Genomic DNA, 18,229 nt, shown 5'->3' with positions numbered 1-18,229 from the left:
GTCAGGAACTCTCCCGCTGCAATGTCGTGTGCATTCCAGCGGGACGATCCAATCACAGGTTTAGGCGTAGGGGTATAGCTCAACTGGCAGAGCGTCGGTCTCCAAAACCGAAGGTTGGGGGTTCGATTCCCTCTGCCCCTGCCAAAGATTTCGCCGCAGGGCACCGAAAGTAAAGCGTATGTCTAACCATCCCGTCGAAACCGTCAACACTTCTGGCGACAAGGTCAAGGTTGCGTTCGCAATTCTGGCTGTGATCGCCGGTGTTGTCGGTTTCTATGTTCTGTCGGACAAGCCGACAGCAATGCGGGCCGGTGCGCTGGTCGCTGGTCTGCTCGCGGCAATTGCGCTGGCCTGGACTTCGTCTCCGGGCCGCGATTTTCTCGGGTTCGCCAGGGAGTCCGTTCGCGAAACCAAGAAAGTGGTCTGGCCGACCCGCAAGGAGGCAATGCAGATCACGGCGGTCGTGTTCGGTTTTGTTCTCCTTATGGCAATCTTCTTGTGGGGCACGGATAAGATTCTCGAGTTCGTGTTGTACGACCTCATCCTGGGCTGGAAACGATAATGGGCGAGAACACGCAAGACGGCGCACAAGGCGCCCCGGCAGTGAGCCAATCGGGCGGCAACAAGCGCTGGTACGTGGTGCACGCCTACTCCGGCATGGAAAAGAGCGTTCAGCGTGCGCTCCTCGAGCGCATCGAGCGCGCGGGGATGCGCGACAAGTTCGGACAAATCCTCGTGCCGACCGAAGAAGTCGTCGAAGTCAAGAATGGGCACAAGTCCGTTACCGAACGCCGCTTCTTCCCGGGCTATGTGCTGGTCGAGATGGAAATGACGGACGAGACCTGGCACCTGGTGAAGAACACCAGCAAGGTGACCGGATTCATCGGCGGAAAATCGAACAAGCCAACGCCGATTCCTCCGCATGAAGTCGAAAAGATCATGCAGCAAATGCAGGAAGGCGTCGAAAAGCCGCGTCCCAAAGTGCTGTACGAAGTCGGCGAAATGGTGCGCATCAAGGAAGGCCCGTTCACAGACTTCAACGGCAATGTCGAAGAAGTCAATTACGAGAAATCACGGGTACGCGTCTCTGTCACCATCTTCGGCCGCGCCACGCCGGTCGAGTTGGAATTCGGTCAGGTCGAAAAGGTGTAAGCCTCGCCTTCAACTATATTGCAGTAAAACGTCAATTAGAGCGTCGCCAGCTTCAGCGCTTGTGAAATCTAAGCAGCAATCGAAGAGGAGCCCAAGTAGCCGGCCGCATGGCAGGGGAACAGGCGCTAACACTCAATCAATGTAGGAGCCATCATGGCAAAGAAAATCATCGGTTTTATCAAGCTGCAGGTGCCAGCTGGTAAAGCAAATCCTTCCCCGCCGATTGGCCCGGCTCTGGGTCAGCGCGGCTTGAACATCATGGAATTCTGCAAGGCGTTCAACGCCCAGACTCAAGGCGTGGAGCCGGGTCTGCCGATTCCGGTCGTGATCACCGCCTTCGCGGACAAGTCTTTCACCTTCGTGATGAAGACGCCGCCGGCAACGATCCTGATCAAAAAGGCCGCCGGAATCCAGAAAGGTTCCTCCAAGCCGCATACCGACAAAGTCGGCAAGATCACCCGGAAGCAGGCTGAAGATATCGCTAAGACAAAAATGCCCGACCTAACGGCAGCTGACATGGACGCCGCAGTGCGCACCATCGCGGGTTCTGCTCGTTCCATGGGCATCACGGTGGAGGGTCTGTAATGGCTAAGTTATCCAAGCGCGTAAAGGCAATCAAGGCGAAAGTCGACCGCACCAAGCTCTATCCGTTCGATAGCGCTGTCGCACTGGTCAAAGACTGCGCCACCGCCAAGTTCGATGAATCGATCGATGTGTCGGTTCAGCTCGGCGTGGACGCCAAGAAATCCGATCAGGTGGTGCGCGGTTCCGTCGTGCTGCCGGCCGGTACCGGCAAGTCTGTGCGCGTCGCAGTTTTTGCCACTGGCGACAAAGCCCAGCAGGCGAAAGCCGCAGGCGCCGACGTGGTCGGCATGGAAGACTTGGCAGACCGCATCAAGGCAGGCGACATGCCTTTCGATATCGTCATCGCATCGCCCGACACCATGCGTATCGTCGGTACCCTGGGCCAGATCCTCGGTCCGCGCGGCATGATGCCGAACCCGAAGGTCGGAACCGTTACCCCGGATGTCGCCACTGCCGTCAAGAACGCGAAAGCCGGTCAGGTTCAATACCGTACCGACAAGGCCGGCATCATCCACGCGACCATCGGCCGCAAGTCGTTCAGCGATGCCGATCTCAAGTCGAATCTGATGGCGCTGATCGATGCGCTGAACAAGGCCAAGCCGGCAAGCAGCAAGGGTGTGTACCTGCGCAAGGTCGCGCTGTCTTCGACGATGGGCGCCGGCGTGCGCGTCGACCAGGCCTCGCTGGCTGCCTGAGAGTAGTGAATCAAGTCCCCGTGCGCCGTCGCATGGGGCGAATCTTTGGGCTGGGTCCGATTCGGCAGCATGAAAAGGACCTAGGCAATCAAAGACCGTTGGGCGGCGTGCATGCAGTTCGTGCGCAAAGTTAAACACCGGAGCAGACATCACCGGTACCCAACGCAGATGGTGTGCCCGAAAAAGTTTTGTAGTCTCAACGCTGGTCCGCCGGCATGAACTCCTAAACTTCGGACGCCGTGTTCGAACCGATGCAAGGAAAACATCCGAGCATCATTTTTGGAGGTTGATCTTGAGTCTCAATCTGAATGACAAGAAGGCCGTCGTCGCCGAAGTCTCCGCAAGGGTAGCCTCTGCGCAGACGATCGTCGTGGCCGAATATCGTGGCATCCAGGTTGGTCACTTGACGCAACTGCGCGCCAAGGCGCGCTCCGAGGGTGTGTACCTGCGCGTGTTGAAAAACACGCTTGCACGTCGCGCCGTCGAGGGCACGCCTTTCGCTGGCCTCGCCTCCGAAATGACCGGCCCGTTGATCTATTCGATCTCCGAGGATGCCGTCGCCGCTGCCAAAGTCATCAATGACTTCGCCAAAGGCAACGACAAACTGGTCATCAAGGCAGGCAACTACGCAGGTAAACAGCTCGACAAGGCTGGTGTGACTGCGCTGGCCAGCATCCCGAGCCGCGAAGTCCTCATCTCCCAGTTGCTGGGCGTGATGCAGGCTCCGGTTTCTGGCTTTGCCCGCGCGCTTGCTGCCCTCGCAGCGAAGAAGGAAACCGAAGGCGCAGCCTAATTCGCCGTCGTTTCCTCTTGCGTTAATACCGATCAGATGTGATTACCGAATCAAAAATTTAGGAGTTTCAAATGGCAATTAGCAAAGACGATATCCTTGAAGCAGTAGGCCAGATGTCCGTGATGGAACTGAATGACCTGGTCAAGGCTTTCGAAGAAAAATTTGGCGTGTCCGCCGCTGCAATGGCAGTCGCTGGCCCGGCTGGCGCCGGCGGTGCTGCTCCGGCTGCTGAAGAGAAGACCGAGTTCACCGTTGTGCTGGCTGAAGTTGGCGCGAACAAGGTCGGCGTGATCAAGGCAGTCCGCGAAATCACCGGCCTCGGCCTGAAAGAGGCGAAAGACCTGGTTGACGGCGCACCGAAGCCCGTCAAGGAAGGCATCGCCAAGGCAGACGCCGAAGCAGCAAAGAAGAAGCTGGAAGAAGCTGGCGCCAAAGCCGAACTCAAGTAATCTCGGCTCGGCTTGCTAGGGCGGATCTAAATCGCCGGAGTCAAAGCTCGCAATCCCCTCGACAAGAGCGGGTTCGGCTTTGGCTCCTTTGTCGTTTTCGAATTTTGCTGAACTGTTCCAGCTACCCTGCAGGATCAGTTGCTTAGTTTAAACAAGCTCGAAGGGCTGAGACTTGAGGTTTCACAGGCGCCAAGAGGACTGACACCCTCCTCTTCCTGAAACCTGAATTCTCCATCCTTCCTGTCACTCACGGAGTGTCCATGCACTACTCATTTACTGAGAAGAAGCGCATTCGCAAGTCATTCGCGAAGCGTGCAAACGTCCACAACGTTCCGTTCCTGCTAGCAACCCAGCTCGAGTCCTATCAGAGCTTTTTGCAAGCCGACAAAGCACCGTCGCAACGCAAGAATGAGGGCCTGCAGTCCGCCTTCACCTCGATTTTTCCTATTGTGTCCCACAACGGGTTCGCACGGCTAGAGTTTTTGTCGTATGTGTTGGGAGATCCTCCATTTGATGTCAAAGAATGCCAGCAGCGCGGCCTGACCTTCGCCTCGCCGCTGCGCGCGAAGGTGCGTCTCGTCATTCTCGACAAGGAATCGCCGACCAAGCCGGTCGTCAAGGAAATGAAGGAGCAGGAAGTCTACATGGGCGAACTGCCGCTCATGACCCAGAACGGTTCCTTCGTCATCAACGGCACCGAGCGCGTCATCGTGTCGCAATTGCACCGCTCGCCGGGCGTGTTCTTCGAGCACGACCGCGGCAAGACGCATTCCTCGGGCAAGCTGCTGTTCTCCGCGCGCATCATTCCCTATCGCGGTTCCTGGCTTGATTTCGAATTCGACCCGAAGGACATCCTGTACTTCCGCGTCGACCGCCGCCGCAAGATGCCGGTATCGATCCTGCTGAAGGCAATCGGCATGACGCCGGAGCAGATCCTCGCGAACTTCTTCGTGTTCGACAACTTCACCCTGCGCAGCGAAGGCGCCGAACTGGAGTTTGTCGCAGAACGCCTGCGCGGCGAAGTCGCGCGTTTCGACATCGCCGACAAGTCCGGCAAGGTGATCGTCGCGAAAGACAAGCGCATCAACGCGAAGCACGTGCGCGAAATTGAAGCAGCCGGTCTCAAGCACATCTCCGTGCCGGAAGACTATCTGCTCGGTCGCGTACTGGCGAAGAACATTATCGACACGGAAACCGGCGAAGTCTTGGCCAACGCAAACGATGAACTGACCGAAGATTTGCTGGCGCGCCTGCGCGAGGCGAATGTCGCCGAGATCCAGACGCTCTACACCAACGATCTCGACCAGGGCGCTTACATCTCGCAGACCCTGCGTACCGACGATACCGCGGACCAGACGGCGGCGCGCATCGCGATCTACCGCATGATGCGCCCCGGTGAGCCGCCGACCGAAGAATCGGTCGAAGCCCTGTTCAACGGCCTGTTCTACAGCGAAGAGCGCTATGACCTGTCGGCCGTCGGCCGCATGAAGTTCAACCGCCGCATCGGCCGCGAAGAACTCACAGGTCCGATGACGCTGTCGAACGAAGACATCTTGGCAGTAATCAAGATCCTGGTCGAACTGCGCAACGGCCGCGGAGAAGTCGACGACATCGACCACCTCGGCAACCGTCGCGTGCGCTGCGTTGGCGAACTGGCGGAAAACCAGTTCCGTGCCGGCCTGGTGCGCGTCGAGCGCGCCGTCAAGGAGCGTCTCGGCCAGGCCGAGGCGGACAACCTGATGCCGCACGACCTGATCAACAGCAAGCCGATTTCGGCCGCGATCCGCGAATTTTTCGGCTCTTCGCAGCTGTCGCAATTCATGGACCAGACCAATCCGCTGTCGGAGATCACGCACAAGCGCCGTGTATCCGCGCTCGGTCCGGGCGGCCTGACCCGCGAGCGCGCCGGTTTCGAGGTTCGCGACGTGCATCCGACGCACTACGGCCGCGTGTGCCCGATCGAAACGCCGGAAGGCCCGAACATCGGCCTGATCAACTCACTGGCTCTGTATGCCCGACTGAACGAGTACGGCTTCCTCGAGACGCCGTATCGCAAGGTCGAAGGCAGCCAGGTCACCAACCAGATCGACTACCTGTCCGCAATCGAGGAAGGCCGCTACGTGATCGCCCAAGCGAACGCGACCATCGACAAGGATGGCAAGCTGTCCGACGAACTGGTATCTGCCCGTCAGGCAGGCGAGACCATTCTCGTGTCGCCGGAACGCGTCCAGTACATGGACGTTGCCCCGGGCCAGGTCGTGTCGGTCGCAGCTTCGCTGATCCCGTTCCTGGAGCACGATGACGCGAACCGCGCACTGATGGGCGCGAACATGCAACGCCAGGCGGTTCCCTGCCTGCGTCCGGAAAAGGCATTCGTCGGCACCGGCATCGAGCGCACCGTTGCGGTCGACTCCGGCACCACCGTGCAGGCTCTGCGCGGCGGCGTGGTCGACTATGTCGACGCTGGCCGTATCGTGATCCGCGTGAATGACGAGGAAGCGGCAGCCGGCGAAGTCGGTGTGGATATCTACAACCTGATCAAGTACACCCGGTCCAACCAGAACACGAACATCAACCAGCGTCCGATCGTGAAAGTGGGCGATCGCGTGGCAAAGAATGACGTGATCGCCGACGGCGCATCGACCGACCTCGGCGAACTCGCGCTTGGTCAGAACATGCTGGTTGCGTTCATGCCCTGGAACGGCTACAACTTCGAGGACTCGATCCTGATTTCCGAGAAGGTCGTGGCGGACGACCGCTATACCTCGATCCATATCGAGGAGCTGTCGGTAGTCGCACGCGACACCAAGCTGGGCGCGGAAGAAATCACCCGCGACATCTCGAACCTGGCGGAAAACCAGCTCGCGCGTCTGGATGAATCCGGCATCGTGTACATCGGTGCCGAAGTCGAGGCTGGCGACGTGCTGGTCGGTAAGGTGACGCCGAAGGGCGAAACCCAGCTGACGCCGGAAGAAAAGCTGCTGCGCGCGATCTTTGGTGAGAAGGCGTCCGATGTAAAAGACACCTCGCTGCGCGTGCCGTCCGGCATGGTCGGCACCGTGATCGATGTGCAGGTATTCACCCGCGAAGGCATCCAGCGCGACAAGCGTGCCCAGCAGATCATCGACGACGAGCTCAAGCGCTATCGCCTCGACCTGAACGACCAGCTGCGTATCGTGGAAGGCGACGCCTTCCAGCGCCTCGAAAAAATGCTGATCGGGAAGACCGCCAACGGCGGTCCGAAGAAGCTGTCCAAGGGTGCCAAGATCACCAAGGAATACCTGGATGATCTGGACAAGTTCCACTGGTTCGACATTCGTCCGGCGGACGAAGATGTTGCTGCCAACCTGGAAGCTATCAAGGAATCGATCGCCGAGAAGCGCCACCAGTTCGATCTCGCCTTCGAAGAAAAGCGCAAGAAGCTCACGCAGGGTGACGAACTGCCGCCGGGCGTACAGAAGATGGTCAAGGTCTATCTCGCCGTCAAGCGTCGTCTGCAGCCTGGCGACAAGATGGCCGGCCGCCACGGTAACAAGGGCGTGGTCTCGCGCATCGTGCCGGTGGAAGACATGCCGTACATGGCAGATGGCACCCCGGCCGACATCGTGCTGAACCCGCTCGGCGTGCCGTCGCGTATGAACGTCGGCCAGGTGCTGGAAGTGCATTTGGGCTGGGCCTCGAAGGGTCTCGGATTGCGCATCGGTGAAATGCTGCAGGCGCAAGCCAAGGCAGCCGAGTTGCGCGGCTTCCTGAAGACCATCTACAACGAGTCCGGCAGGCCGGAAGACCTCGACACTCTGGGCGACGACGAGATCCTGGCGCTGGCAGACAACCTGAAGCAGGGCGTGCCTTTTGCTACACCGGTGTTCGATGGTGCGCATGAAGACGAGATCCGCCGCATGCTGGACCTTGCGTATCCCGACCCGATCGCCAAGCAACTCGGCATGACCCCGTCGAAGAACCAGGTCACCATGTACGACGGACGCACCGGCGAAGCCTTTGAGCGCCCGGTCACGGTCGGCTACATGCACATGCTGAAGCTGCACCACCTGGTCGACGACAAGATGCACGCTCGCTCCACCGGTCCGTACTCGCTCGTGACCCAGCAACCGCTGGGCGGCAAGGCGCAGTTCGGTGGCCAGCGTTTCGGCGAGATGGAAGTCTGGGCACTGGAAGCTTACGGCGCGTCTTACGTGCTGCAGGAAATGCTGACAGTGAAGTCGGACGACGTCACCGGCCGTACCAAGGTGTACGAGAACCTGGTCAAGGGCGATCATGTCATCGATGCCGGCATGCCGGAATCCTTCAACGTGCTGGTGAAGGAAATCCGCTCGCTGGGTATCGACATCGATCTCGAAAGGGACTAAGCAAGAAAAGGCCCGCCGGTGGTAATGCCGGCGGGTGGCAAGTTTTAGGCAGCGCGGGGGCACGATAACCGCTCCCGGTACAGTCGGAACTCTCGTCACCTTGTGGCGCCGGGCTCTCCCGACAGTGCGAACAGGGTAGAAGCGATTTATCGCGTCCACGCCGCGCTTCCAAGCGTCATTCACGCCAACATGGAGTGATAGAAATGAAAGCACTGCTCGATCTATTCAAGCAAGTTCAGCAAAACGAACAGTTCGACGCGATCAAGATTGGCCTCGCGTCGCCTGAGAAAATCCGTTCCTGGTCGTACGGCGAAGTCAAAAAGCCGGAAACCATCAACTACCGCACCTTCAAGCCCGAGCGCGACGGCCTGTTCTGCGCCAAGATCTTCGGACCGATCAAGGACTATGAATGCCTGTGCGGCAAGTACAAGCGCCTGAAGCACCGTGGCGTGATCTGCGAAAAATGCGGCGTGGAAGTCACGCTGGCCAAGGTGCGCCGCGAGCGCATGGGCCACATCGAACTCGCATCGCCCACCGCGCACATCTGGTTCCTGAAGTCGCTGCCGTCGCGTCTGGGCATGGTGCTCGACATGACACTGCGCGATATCGAACGCGTGCTGTACTTCGAAGCATACGTCGTGACCGATCCTGGCATGACGCCGCTGAAGAAGTGCCAGATCATGTCGGAAGACGACTATGCCGCCAAGTATGAAGAATACGGCGACGACTTCACCGCATTCATGGGCGCGGAAGGTATTCGCGAGCTGCTGCGCACGATCGACATCGACCGTGAAGTGGAGCAGCTGCGCCAGGAATTGAAGGATTCCAAGTCGGAAGCCAAGATCAAGAAATACGCCAAGCGCCTGAAAGTGCTGGAAGCGTTCCAGCGCTCCGGCATCAAGCCCGAGTGGATGATCATGGAAGTGCTGCCGGTGCTGCCGCCGGAACTGCGTCCGCTGGTTCCGCTCGATGGCGGCCGCTTCGCGACTTCTGACCTGAACGACCTGTATCGCCGCGTCATCAACCGCAACAACCGTCTGAAGCGCCTGATGGAGCTGCGTGCGCCGGAAATCATTACCCGCAACGAAAAGCGCATGCTGCAGGAAGCGGTCGACTCGCTGCTCGATAACGGTCGCCGTGGCAAGGCCATGACCGGGGCCAACAAGCGTCCGCTGAAGTCGCTTGCTGAAATGATCAAGGGCAAGGGTGGTCGCTTCCGTCAAAACCTGCTCGGCAAGCGCGTCGACTACTCCGGCCGTTCCGTCATCGTGGTGGGTCCGCAGCTCAAGCTGCATCAGTGCGGCCTGCCGAAGCTGATGGCGCTGGAACTGTTCAAGCCCTTCATCTTCAACAAGCTGGAACTGATGGGTCTGGCCACGACCATCAAGGCCGCCAAGAAGCTGGTCGAGATGCAGGAACCGGTGGTCTGGGACATCCTGGAAGAAGTGATCCGCGAGCATCCGGTCATGCTGAACCGTGCACCGACGCTGCACCGTCTCGGCATCCAGGCTTTCGAGCCGGTGCTGATCGAAGGCAAGGCGATCCAGTTGCATCCGCTCGTTTGCGCGGCGTTCAACGCCGACTTCGACGGTGACCAGATGGCTGTCCACGTTCCGCTGTCGATCGAAGCACAGATGGAAGCGCGCGCGCTGATGCTGGCTTCGAACAACGTGCTGTTCCCGTCGAACGGCGAGCCGTCGATCGTGCCGTCGCAGGATATCGTGCTCGGCCTGTACTACGCCACCCGTGAAAAGATCAACGGCAAGGGCGAGGGCATGATGTTCCCGGACGTGTCCGAAGTGATCCGCGCCTACGACAACAAGGAAGTCGAGCTGACCACGCGCATCACCGTGCGCATTACCGAATATCCGAAAGACCCGGCTTCCGGTGAATTCGTGAAGACGATTAAGCGCTACGAGACCACTGTCGGCCGTGCGATTCTCTCCGAAATTCTGCCGAAGGGCTTGCCGTTTACGGTGCTGAACAAGGCACTGAAGAAGAAGGAAATCTCGCGCCTGATCAATACCTCGTTCCGCAAGTGCGGCCTGCGCGCGACCGTCGTGTTCGCCGACCAGCTGATGCAGTCCGGCTTCCGCCTTGCAACCCGCGCTGGTATCTCGATCTGCGTGGATGACATGCTGGTGCCGCCGCAGAAGCACACCATCATTGCTCAGGCCGAGCATGAAGTGAAACAGATCGAGCAGCAGTACGCTTCCGGTCTGGTCACGGCAGGCGAACGCTACAACAAGGTGGTGGACATCTGGGGCAAGGCCGGCGACGAAGTCGGCAAGGCGATGATGGACCAGCTGAAAGTGGAACCGGTCACCAAGCGCGACGGCACCCAGGGCACTCAGGAATCGTTCAACGCGATTTACATGATGGCCGACTCGGGCGCACGTGGTTCGGCGGCGCAGATCCGTCAGCTGGCCGGTATGCGCGGCCTGATGGCGAAGCCGGATGGCTCGATCATCGAGACGCCGATTACCGCGAACTTCCGCGAAGGCTTGAACGTTCTGCAGTACTTCATCTCGACGCACGGCGCCCGTAAGGGTCTGGCCGACACCGCGCTGAAGACCGCGAACTCGGGTTACCTGACCCGCCGCCTGGTCGACGTCACCCAGGATCTGGTTGTGACCGAAGACGATTGCGGCACGACCAACGGCGCGTCGATGAAGGCGCTGGTCGAAGGTGGCGAAGTCATCGAAGCATTGCGCGACCGTATCCTCGGCCGCGTGGCGGCGACCGATGTCGTCAACCCCGAAGACCAGTCGACCCTGATCGAAGCCGGCACGCTGCTGGACGAAGACGCGGTCGAAAACATCGAACGCCTCGGCATCGACGAAGTGAAGGTCCGCACTCCGCTGACCTGCGACACCCGTTATGGTCTGTGCGCCAAGTGCTATGGACGCGATCTCGGCCGCGGCATGCTGGTCAACGTCGGCGAAGCCGTTGGTGTGGTTGCTGCGCAGTCGATCGGCGAACCGGGCACCCAGCTCACGATGCGTACCTTCCACATCGGTGGTGCGGCATCGCGTGCAGCAGTCGCTTCGAGCGTCGAAGCCAAGTCGAACGGCACGGTGCGCTTCACGGCCACCATGCGCTACGTTACCAACGGCAAGGGCGAGCAGATCGTCATTTCCCGTTCCGGCGAAGTGCTGATCACCGACGACCACGGCCGCGAGCGCGAGCGTCACAAGGTGCCGTACGGCGCGACCCTGCTGGTCAAGGATGGCCTGGCCCTCAAGGCCGGTACCGCCCTGGCAACCTGGGATCCGCTGACCCGTCCGATCATTACCGAATACGCCGGTACGGTGAAGTTCGAGAATGTCGAGGAAGGCTCGACCGTCGCCAAGCAGATCGATGAAGTGACCGGTCTGTCGACTCTGGTGGTTATCGATGCCAAGCGTCGCAGCACTGCAGGCAAGTCGCTGCGTCCGCAGGTGAAGTTGCTGAACGAGAAAGGCGAGGAAGTGAAGATCGCCGGCACCGAGCATCCGGTGACGATCAGCTTCCAGGTCGGCGCACTGATCACCGTGAAGGATGGTCAGCAGGTGTCAGTGGGTGAAGTGCTCGCACGTATCCCGACCGAATCGCAGAAGACCCGTGACATTACCGGCGGTCTGCCGCGCGTGGCCGAACTGTTCGAAGCACGTTCGCCGAAGGATGCCGGCATGCTGGCGGAAGTCACTGGTACGGTGGCGTTCGGTAAGGAAACCAAGGGCAAGCAGCGCCTGGAAATCACCGACATGGAAGGCAACAAGCACGAGTTCCTGATTACCAAGGACAAGCAGGTGCTGGTGCACGACGGTCAGGTGGTGAACAAGGGCGAGATGATCGTGGACGGCCCGGCCGATCCGCAAGACATCCTGCGCCTGCTGGGCATCGAAGCGCTGGCACGCTATATCGTCGACGAAGTGCAGGACGTGTACCGTCTGCAGGGCGTGAAGATCAATGACAAGCATATTGAAGTGATCGTGCGCCAGATGCTGCGTCGCGTACAGGTGGTTGATGCCGGCGATACGTCCTACATCCCGGGCGAGCAGGTTGAGCGCTCCGAGCTGCTGGACGAAAACGACAAGGTCATCGCCGAAGACAAGCGCCCGGCAACCTACGAGAACGTGCTGCTCGGTATCACGAAGGCATCGCTGTCGACCGACTCCTTCATCTCCGCGGCGTCCTTCCAGGAAACCACACGCGTGCTGACGGAAGCTGCGATCATGGGCAAGAAGGACGGCCTGCGCGGTCTGAAGGAAAACGTGATCGTCGGACGTCTGATCCCGGCCGGTACCGGCTTGGCTTACCATCGTGCCCGCAAGGAAAAAGAGGCATGGGAAGCCGAAGAGCGGACCGCGCTGCTGCAGGCAGAGCAAGCGGCTCGCACAACGGAAACCGAGACCATCGACACGGGAAGCACACCGGAAGGCGAAGCTTAATCCCCTTCCGTCCCTCTCAAGACGGCACCGTAGTTTTGCTCCGGTGCCGTTTTTTTATGTTCATGGGCAAATCACGCGGCGGACCGTCCCAGCCCGGACGACGCTGATGGTGGCAAGACCATACGTTCTATCGCGTTTGCGGCAGCGGCTTGTCTTTCGCAATCACCTCGCGGCAGTCGCCCTTGATGCGCGCGTTGTCGTAGTCGGTCCAGCCATAGCTGTCGACATAGCGCTTGTGTTCCCGGAACTGCCGATTCAGGAAGCTCCACTCCAGCTGCTCGGTGCCGTAGCGTATATCCGCCAGGTCAAGAAGCGAGTGGAACACGTTTTCCGTCGCCAACCGGGCGTGCCGGTTCCTGTGCAACAGTCTCACCTTGCGTGGATGGGTGACGCGGTACAGCTCGGAATACCAGACGACTGCCGGAACATGGAACTCATACTGGGTATTGTGTCCGTGAAAGGCCAGCTTGCACGACCCGTCATACAAGGTCTGCCCATGGTCTGATACGTACATCATGGCAGCCACTGTCCCGGATTCCTTCAGGTCTGCGATGACCTGCGCCAGAAACCAATCGGTGTACATGATGGAATTGTCGTAGCTGTTATTCAATTCCGGCTTCAGCTTCGCGTCGGTATAGGCAGGATTCTCGACACCGAACAGCGATGGTTGCCACTTGTCGAACTCCTTCGGGTAGCGATGACTGTAGTTCCAGTGATTGCCGAGCGTGTGCAGCACGATCAGCTTCTTTCGAGCCGGATCGGCGATCGCTTTCCTGAGCGGCGCAAGCAGGACTTCATCATAGCTGGAGTTGTCGATGAACCCGCCCAAGTTCAGGAATTGAGTTACGTCCGCCTCTTGCGCAAATACCGAGACAGGCGTGTCGAACCGGCCGAACGACATCTGGTTCGACAGCCAGAATGTCTTGAATCCCGCTTCCCTGAATGCGCTCAGGAAGGATTTCTCCGAGAACCCGGCGTGCAGGCTTTGTGTTGCCCGCTTGCGCGATACCAGCACCGGCACCGACAGCCGGGTTGCCGACACCGCAGTCACCACATTTGACAGGCTGACCAGATTTGCTTCCTTCTTCAGCAAAGGATTGGTCTCGCGGCCATAGCCATTCAGACTCCAGCGGTCATAGCGGGAGGACTCCCCAATGACCATCACGACGACTTGCGGCACCTGGTCCTGTAGCGGCTGATGAGCGCCAAAAGTAAAACGTTTGCTCTTGCGCGCGAGTTCCGCCAGGTACTGGCGCTCCCTCCAGAAATCGTGCGCCAGGAGTGCCAGGCCGAAAGGTCGCGTCTCGCCGAGCGTATCAAGCTCGAATGATACTTTCGCCCATGCCGGGAGGCTGGGAAAGCGCAAAGAATTGGACCAGGAGCCCAGGAACGTCGCTGCGCCAGCCTTGCCCGCCTCCACCTTGCTCACCTGAGCATTCCCGCTGCCGAATGGTCTCGCAACCGCCACCGACTGCCCGCCATGCTTGCCCTGATACAGCCAGGTGCACGACACAGCTGCAAGAATCGCCAGAAATATCCACCGTGATTTTCCGGACCAGTCCAGATCCGTCGTACGCCAAGCCGCTCTCCAGCACAGCCACCACCATGCCATCACCGCTGCCAGTGCTGCCAAAGCCAGCCAGAGCGAATTGCCAAGAAACTCCAGAGTTTCCTGGGGGCTGGTTTCCATGATGATGCCCAGATGATGCGGCGAAATTCCTTGCTTGTAGTGGAAGTGCAAATAGGCTTCCATCGGCACCGCCAAAAAGGCCGGCAGCAGCAGCCAGTGAAACCAGGCCGGCCGCTTGAACACCGCCCATAACGCCAGCCACATAAAGAGAGTAAGTCCCAACACGTGTACGGCGTCTTCCCCCGTCTTGTCTCCATACAACCCCAGTACCGGCACCAAAGACAAGGCCAGATAACTGAGAAGAATGAAAAGGTTGGCAGGGCGAAGTAGACACAGCATGAAGAAAGGGTGGAGCGAAAGTTATCCAGCCCGCAATTATCTGCCATAAACAATTACTTTTTAGAACTAACGAGACAACCAATCCTGCCGCTCTACCAGGCAGCACGTATTCCCTAGCCCAACAGCGCGTGAGCGTGCACTTACCCAACCGTCAAACCCCACTTACCTGAAAACATTGGGCAGTTATAGCGCCCACCAAGGATGTTTCCGTGTCCCCGCGCACCCGGCGCGCCTACCATATACACATAAGAAGTTTGACTAAGCGCGCTCTTCGCGATATACTCGCGAGTTCTCGAATTTAAGCTCTACAGGGCTTAAGCGTTCTTTGGTCTCTATTCGCCCTCTGCGACGCTTTTTCTCCCTATAGTCCTGAATCGAACCGCGCCATCGCGGCGCATGATTGCATTCATGGTCCCGGGCAACCGATTTCGGGACTGTATTTTTTTATTAACGTCGTAATTTTGTTGGATTTAGACCGATGCCAACCATTAATCAACTGATTAACCACCCGCGCGTTTCCGCTCGCGTCAAGAGCAAATCGCCGGCACTGGAAAACAGCCCGCAAAAACGCGGCGTCTGCACCCGCGTTTACACCACTACCCCGAAAAAGCCGAACTCTGCGCTGCGTAAGGTTGCCAAGGTTCGTCTGACCAACGGTTTCGAGGTCATTTCCTACATCGGCGGTGAAGGTCACAACTTGCAAGAGCACAGCGTGGTGCTGATCCGCGGTGGTCGCGTGAAGGACTTGCCGGGTGTGCGTTATCACATGGTTCGCGGTGCGCTGGATACCCAGGGCGTCAAGGATCGTAAGCAGGCGCGTTCCAAGTACGGAGCGAAGCGCGCGAAAGCCGCCAAGAAGTAATCAACAGGTATTTCGCAAGGTGTCATGCCGGGCGAAATGGAAGTCGGCCCCGAACGGGTCGAGTAAGTGGGTGGTCATGAGGGTCATCCGCGAGCGTGCCGGCAACGACAGCCGGATGCTCAACTGAAGATTGAAAGGAATCGAAATGCCACGTCGTCGCGAAGTCCCGAAACGGGAAATTCTGCCTGATCCGAAATTCGGCAATGTTGATGTTGCCAAGTTCGTTAACGTCCTGATGCTGTCCGGTAAAAAATCGGTCGCCGAGAACATCATCTACGGTGCGTTCGACCACATTCAGCAAAAATCCGGCAAGGATCCGCTGGAAGTATTTACTGCCGCCATCAACAACTGCAAGCCTCTCGTCGAAGTGAAATCCCGTCGCGTTGGTGGCGCCAACTACCAGGTGCCGGTTGAAGTGCGTCCGGTTCGCCGCATGGCTTTGTCCATGCGCTGGCTGCGCGAAGCTGCGAACAAGCGCAGCGAGAAATCCATGCCCCAGCGTCTGGGTGGTGAGCTGATGGAAGCGGCTGAAGGCCGCGGCGGTGCGATGAAGAAGCGTGATGAAGTGCACCGCATGGCAGAAGCGAACAAGGCGTTCTCGCATTTCCGTTTCTGATGGCAGTTTGAATCGTCGCCTTCACATCGTTGAAGGCTCTGCAATGTAAATTGATCAAAACCGGGCACGTCTTTGAATAAAAGCGGCGCTCGGTTTTCGATTATTAAAAGACTTAGGATTGATTATGGCTCGCAAGACCCCTATTGAGCGCTACCGCAACATCGGTATTTCCGCTCACATCGATGCCGGCAAGACAACCACTACCGAACGCATCCTGTTCTACACCGGCGTGAACCACAAGCTGGGCGAAGTGCATGATGGCGCAGCGACCATGGACTGGATGGAGCAGGAGCAGGAGCGCGGCATCACCATTACGTCTGCTGCAACCACCTGCTTCTGGAAGGGCATGGCCAGCAACTACCCGGAGCACCGTATCAACATCATCGATACCCCGGGTCACGTTGACTTCACCATCGAAGTGGAGCGCTCCATGCGCGTCCTCGACGGCGCTTGCATGGTCTACTGCGCAGTGGGCGGAGTGCAGCCGCAGTCCGAAACAGTATGGCGCCAGGCCAACAAGTACAAGGTGCCGCGCCTTGCATTCGTCAACAAGATGGACCGCACCGGCGCAAACTTCTTCAAGGTTTACGACCAGATGCGCGCGCGCCTGAAGGCCAACCCGATCCCCATCCAGGTGCCGATCGGTGCCGAGGATACCTTCGAAGGCGTGATCGACCTGGTCAAGATGAAGGCCATCTATTGGGATGACTCTTCCCAAGGCATGAAATTCGAGTATCGGGACATTCCTGCGAACCTGCAGGATGCTGCGAACGAATGGCGCGAAAAGATGGTTGAGGCCGCTGCCGAAGCCAATGAGGAACTGATGAACAAGTACCTCGAAGAAGGCGACCTGAATGAGGAAGAAATCAAGAAGGCAATCCGTTTGCGCACCATCGCTGGCGAAATCGTGCCGATGATGTGCGGCACCGCCTTCAAGAACAAGGGGGTGCAGGCAATGCTGGACGCGGTGATCGACTACCTGCCGGCGCCAACGGATATTCCTCCGGTGTCGGGCATCGGGGAAGACGAGCAGCCGGCCGAGCGTAAGGCGGATGACAACGAAAAGTTCTCCGCCCTCGCATTCAAGATCATGACCGACCCGTTCGTCGGCCAGCTGATCTTCTTCCGCGTGTATTCCGGCGTGGTGAATTCGGGCGATACCGTCTACAACCCGGTCAAGGGCAAGAAAGAGCGCCTCGGCCGCATCCTGCAGATGCACGCCAACCAGCGCGAAGAAATCAAGGAAGTGCGCGCGGGTGACATCGCCGCGGCTGTCGGTCTGAAAGAGGCGACGACTGGCGATACATTGTGTGATCCCGAGTCGGTGATCACGCTTGAGCGCATGGTGTTCCCAGAGCCGGTTATTCACCAGGCAGTCGAGCCGAAGACCAAGGCCGACCAGGAAAAAATGGGCTTGGCGCTGAACCGGTTGGCTCAGGAAGACCCGTCGTTCCGCGTACGCACCGACGAAGAATCCGGCCAGACAATCATTGCCGGTATGGGTGAGTTGCACCTCGAGATCATCGTTGATCGCATGAAGCGCGAATTCGGAGTCGAGGCGACCGTCGGCAAGCCGCAGGTTGCATACCGCGAAACCATTCGCAAGACTTGCGAAGAAATCGAAGGTAAGTTCGTCAAGCAATCGGGTGGTCGCGGACAATACGGTCACGTGGTCCTGAAGATCGAGCCGCAGGAGCCGGGCAAGGGCTTCGAGTTCGTCGACGCGATCAAGGGTGGCGTGGTACCGCGTGAATACATCCCGGCGGTTGAAAAGGGCATCATTGAAACCCTGCCGAACGGCGTATTGGCTGGCTATCCGGTCGTTGACGTCAAGGTCACCCTGTTCTTCGGTTCTTACCACGACGTGGACTCGAACGAAAACGCCTTCCGCATGGCTGCATCGATGGCCTTCAAGGACGGCTGCCGCAAGGCCAGCCCGGTCCTTCTCGAGCCGATGATGGCCGTCGAAGTCGAGACGCCGGAAGAAAAGATGGGCGACGTGATGGGTGACCTTTCTTCCCGTCGTGGCATCATCCAGGGCATGGATGACCTGCCGGGTGGTGGCAAGATTGTTCGTGCCGAAGTGCCGCTGTCGGAAATGTTCGGTTACGCAACGACGCTGCGTTCGCTGACCCAGGGCCGTGCGACTTACACGATGGAGTTCAAGCACTACTCTGAAGCGCCGAAAAACGTTACCGAGGCAGTCGTCAGCTCCAAGGCCAAGTAACGACCGCAGCTTGCGGGACCGGGTCCCGCAAGCGAGGCGAAATAACCACGACAACTTAACATTCGTTCTTTTTGAAGGAAA

12 protein-coding genes and 1 tRNA gene are annotated in these 18,229 nt (G+C 58.8%); 12 read left to right on the top strand and 1 reads right to left on the bottom strand.

Annotation, left to right across the window (positions count from 1 at the left end):
• The first annotated feature begins 68 nt into the window (after positions 1 to 68).
• The 9 genes from HGHM_RS01520 (at position 69) to rpoC (ending at position 12,474) form a co-directional block, all read left to right on the top strand.
• A tRNA-Trp gene (locus HGHM_RS01520) sits at positions 69 to 144 on the top strand.
• Between the two features lie 34 nt (positions 145 to 178).
• A complete protein-coding gene (gene secE, locus HGHM_RS01515; RefSeq protein WP_019139736.1) occupies positions 179 to 562 on the top strand; it encodes a preprotein translocase subunit SecE in 384 nt (127 codons plus the stop codon).
• The gene (nusG, locus tag HGHM_RS01510) at positions 562 to 1,152 is read left to right on the top strand and encodes a transcription termination/antitermination protein NusG (RefSeq protein WP_019139735.1); all 591 of its coding nucleotides are present in this window, start codon (positions 562 to 564) and stop codon (positions 1,150 to 1,152) included. The genes secE and nusG overlap by 1 nt, the downstream gene beginning before the upstream one ends.
• Before the next feature lie 153 nt (positions 1,153 to 1,305).
• Positions 1,306 to 1,737 (top strand): 50S ribosomal protein L11, encoded by a 432-nt coding sequence (gene rplK / locus HGHM_RS01505; protein WP_019139734.1) that lies wholly within the window; start codon positions 1,306 to 1,308, stop codon positions 1,735 to 1,737.
• Positions 1,737 to 2,432, top strand: coding sequence for a 50S ribosomal protein L1 (rplA, locus tag HGHM_RS01500; protein ID WP_019139733.1), 696 nt, complete (start codon positions 1,737 to 1,739; stop codon positions 2,430 to 2,432). The genes rplK and rplA overlap by 1 nt, the downstream gene beginning before the upstream one ends.
• 292 nt (positions 2,433 to 2,724) lie before the next feature.
• The gene (gene rplJ / locus HGHM_RS01495) at positions 2,725 to 3,225 is read left to right on the top strand and encodes a 50S ribosomal protein L10 (protein ID WP_026075598.1); all 501 of its coding nucleotides are present in this window, start codon (positions 2,725 to 2,727) and stop codon (positions 3,223 to 3,225) included.
• 71 nt (positions 3,226 to 3,296) lie between these two features.
• The gene (gene rplL / locus HGHM_RS01490; RefSeq protein WP_019139731.1) at positions 3,297 to 3,674 is read left to right on the top strand and encodes a 50S ribosomal protein L7/L12; all 378 of its coding nucleotides are present in this window, start codon (positions 3,297 to 3,299) and stop codon (positions 3,672 to 3,674) included.
• 260 nt (positions 3,675 to 3,934) lie between these two features.
• The gene (rpoB, locus tag HGHM_RS01485; RefSeq protein ID WP_019139730.1) at positions 3,935 to 8,041 is read left to right on the top strand and encodes a DNA-directed RNA polymerase subunit beta; all 4,107 of its coding nucleotides are present in this window, start codon (positions 3,935 to 3,937) and stop codon (positions 8,039 to 8,041) included.
• Positions 8,042 to 8,244: 203 nt separating this feature from the next.
• Positions 8,245 to 12,474: a DNA-directed RNA polymerase subunit beta' gene (gene rpoC, locus HGHM_RS01480; protein WP_019139729.1), complete on the top strand. Its 4,230-nt coding sequence runs from the start codon at positions 8,245 to 8,247 to the stop codon at positions 12,472 to 12,474.
• A gap of 127 nt (positions 12,475 to 12,601) precedes the next feature.
• On the opposite strand, the gene HGHM_RS01475 is transcribed toward rpoC, so the two are convergent.
• Positions 12,602 to 14,329 (bottom strand): phosphoethanolamine transferase, encoded by a 1,728-nt coding sequence (locus tag HGHM_RS01475; RefSeq protein WP_245549137.1) that lies wholly within the window; start codon positions 14,327 to 14,329, stop codon positions 12,602 to 12,604.
• A gap of 592 nt (positions 14,330 to 14,921) precedes the next feature.
• On the opposite strand from HGHM_RS01475, the gene rpsL reads away from it, so the two are divergent.
• The 3 genes from rpsL to fusA all read left to right on the top strand — a co-directional run bounded on the left by rpsL (position 14,922) and on the right by fusA (position 18,148).
• Positions 14,922 to 15,305: a 30S ribosomal protein S12 gene (gene rpsL, locus HGHM_RS01470; RefSeq protein WP_019139727.1), complete on the top strand. Its 384-nt coding sequence runs from the start codon at positions 14,922 to 14,924 to the stop codon at positions 15,303 to 15,305.
• A gap of 145 nt (positions 15,306 to 15,450) precedes the next feature.
• Positions 15,451 to 15,921, top strand: a complete 471-nt coding sequence (gene rpsG / locus HGHM_RS01465; RefSeq protein WP_019139726.1) for a 30S ribosomal protein S7 — start codon at positions 15,451 to 15,453, stop codon at positions 15,919 to 15,921.
• A gap of 124 nt (positions 15,922 to 16,045) precedes the next feature.
• Positions 16,046 to 18,148 (top strand): elongation factor G, encoded by a 2,103-nt coding sequence (fusA, locus tag HGHM_RS01460; protein WP_019139725.1) that lies wholly within the window; start codon positions 16,046 to 16,048, stop codon positions 18,146 to 18,148.
• Positions 18,149 to 18,229 lie beyond the last annotated feature (81 nt).

Origin of the sequence: Noviherbaspirillum massiliense JC206 (assembly GCF_000312045.1) — a bacterium.
GTDB lineage: Bacteria > Pseudomonadota > Gammaproteobacteria > Burkholderiales > Burkholderiaceae_D > Noviherbaspirillum > Noviherbaspirillum massiliense.
Note: the sequence above shows the minus strand (reverse complement) of the source record. Positions and strands in the feature narration are given on the sequence as shown.

Excerpts from the sequence above, each read along its gene's own strand:
- secE (WP_019139736.1), top strand. The coding sequence starts at position 179 with ATGTCTAACCATCCCGTCGAAACCGTCAACACTTCTGGCGACAAGGTC.
- nusG (WP_019139735.1), top strand. The coding sequence starts at position 562 with ATGGGCGAGAACACGCAAGACGGCGCACAAGGCGCCCCGGCAGTGAGC.
- rplK (WP_019139734.1), top strand. The coding sequence starts at position 1,306 with ATGGCAAAGAAAATCATCGGTTTTATCAAGCTGCAGGTGCCAGCTGGT.
- rplA (WP_019139733.1), top strand. The coding sequence starts at position 1,737 with ATGGCTAAGTTATCCAAGCGCGTAAAGGCAATCAAGGCGAAAGTCGAC.
- rplL (WP_019139731.1), top strand. The coding sequence starts at position 3,297 with ATGGCAATTAGCAAAGACGATATCCTTGAAGCAGTAGGCCAGATGTCC.
- rpoB (WP_019139730.1), top strand. The coding sequence starts at position 3,935 with ATGCACTACTCATTTACTGAGAAGAAGCGCATTCGCAAGTCATTCGCG.
- rpoC (WP_019139729.1), top strand. The coding sequence starts at position 8,245 with ATGAAAGCACTGCTCGATCTATTCAAGCAAGTTCAGCAAAACGAACAG.
- rpsL (WP_019139727.1), top strand. The coding sequence starts at position 14,922 with ATGCCAACCATTAATCAACTGATTAACCACCCGCGCGTTTCCGCTCGC.
- rpsG (WP_019139726.1), top strand. The coding sequence starts at position 15,451 with ATGCCACGTCGTCGCGAAGTCCCGAAACGGGAAATTCTGCCTGATCCG.
- fusA (WP_019139725.1), top strand. The coding sequence starts at position 16,046 with ATGGCTCGCAAGACCCCTATTGAGCGCTACCGCAACATCGGTATTTCC.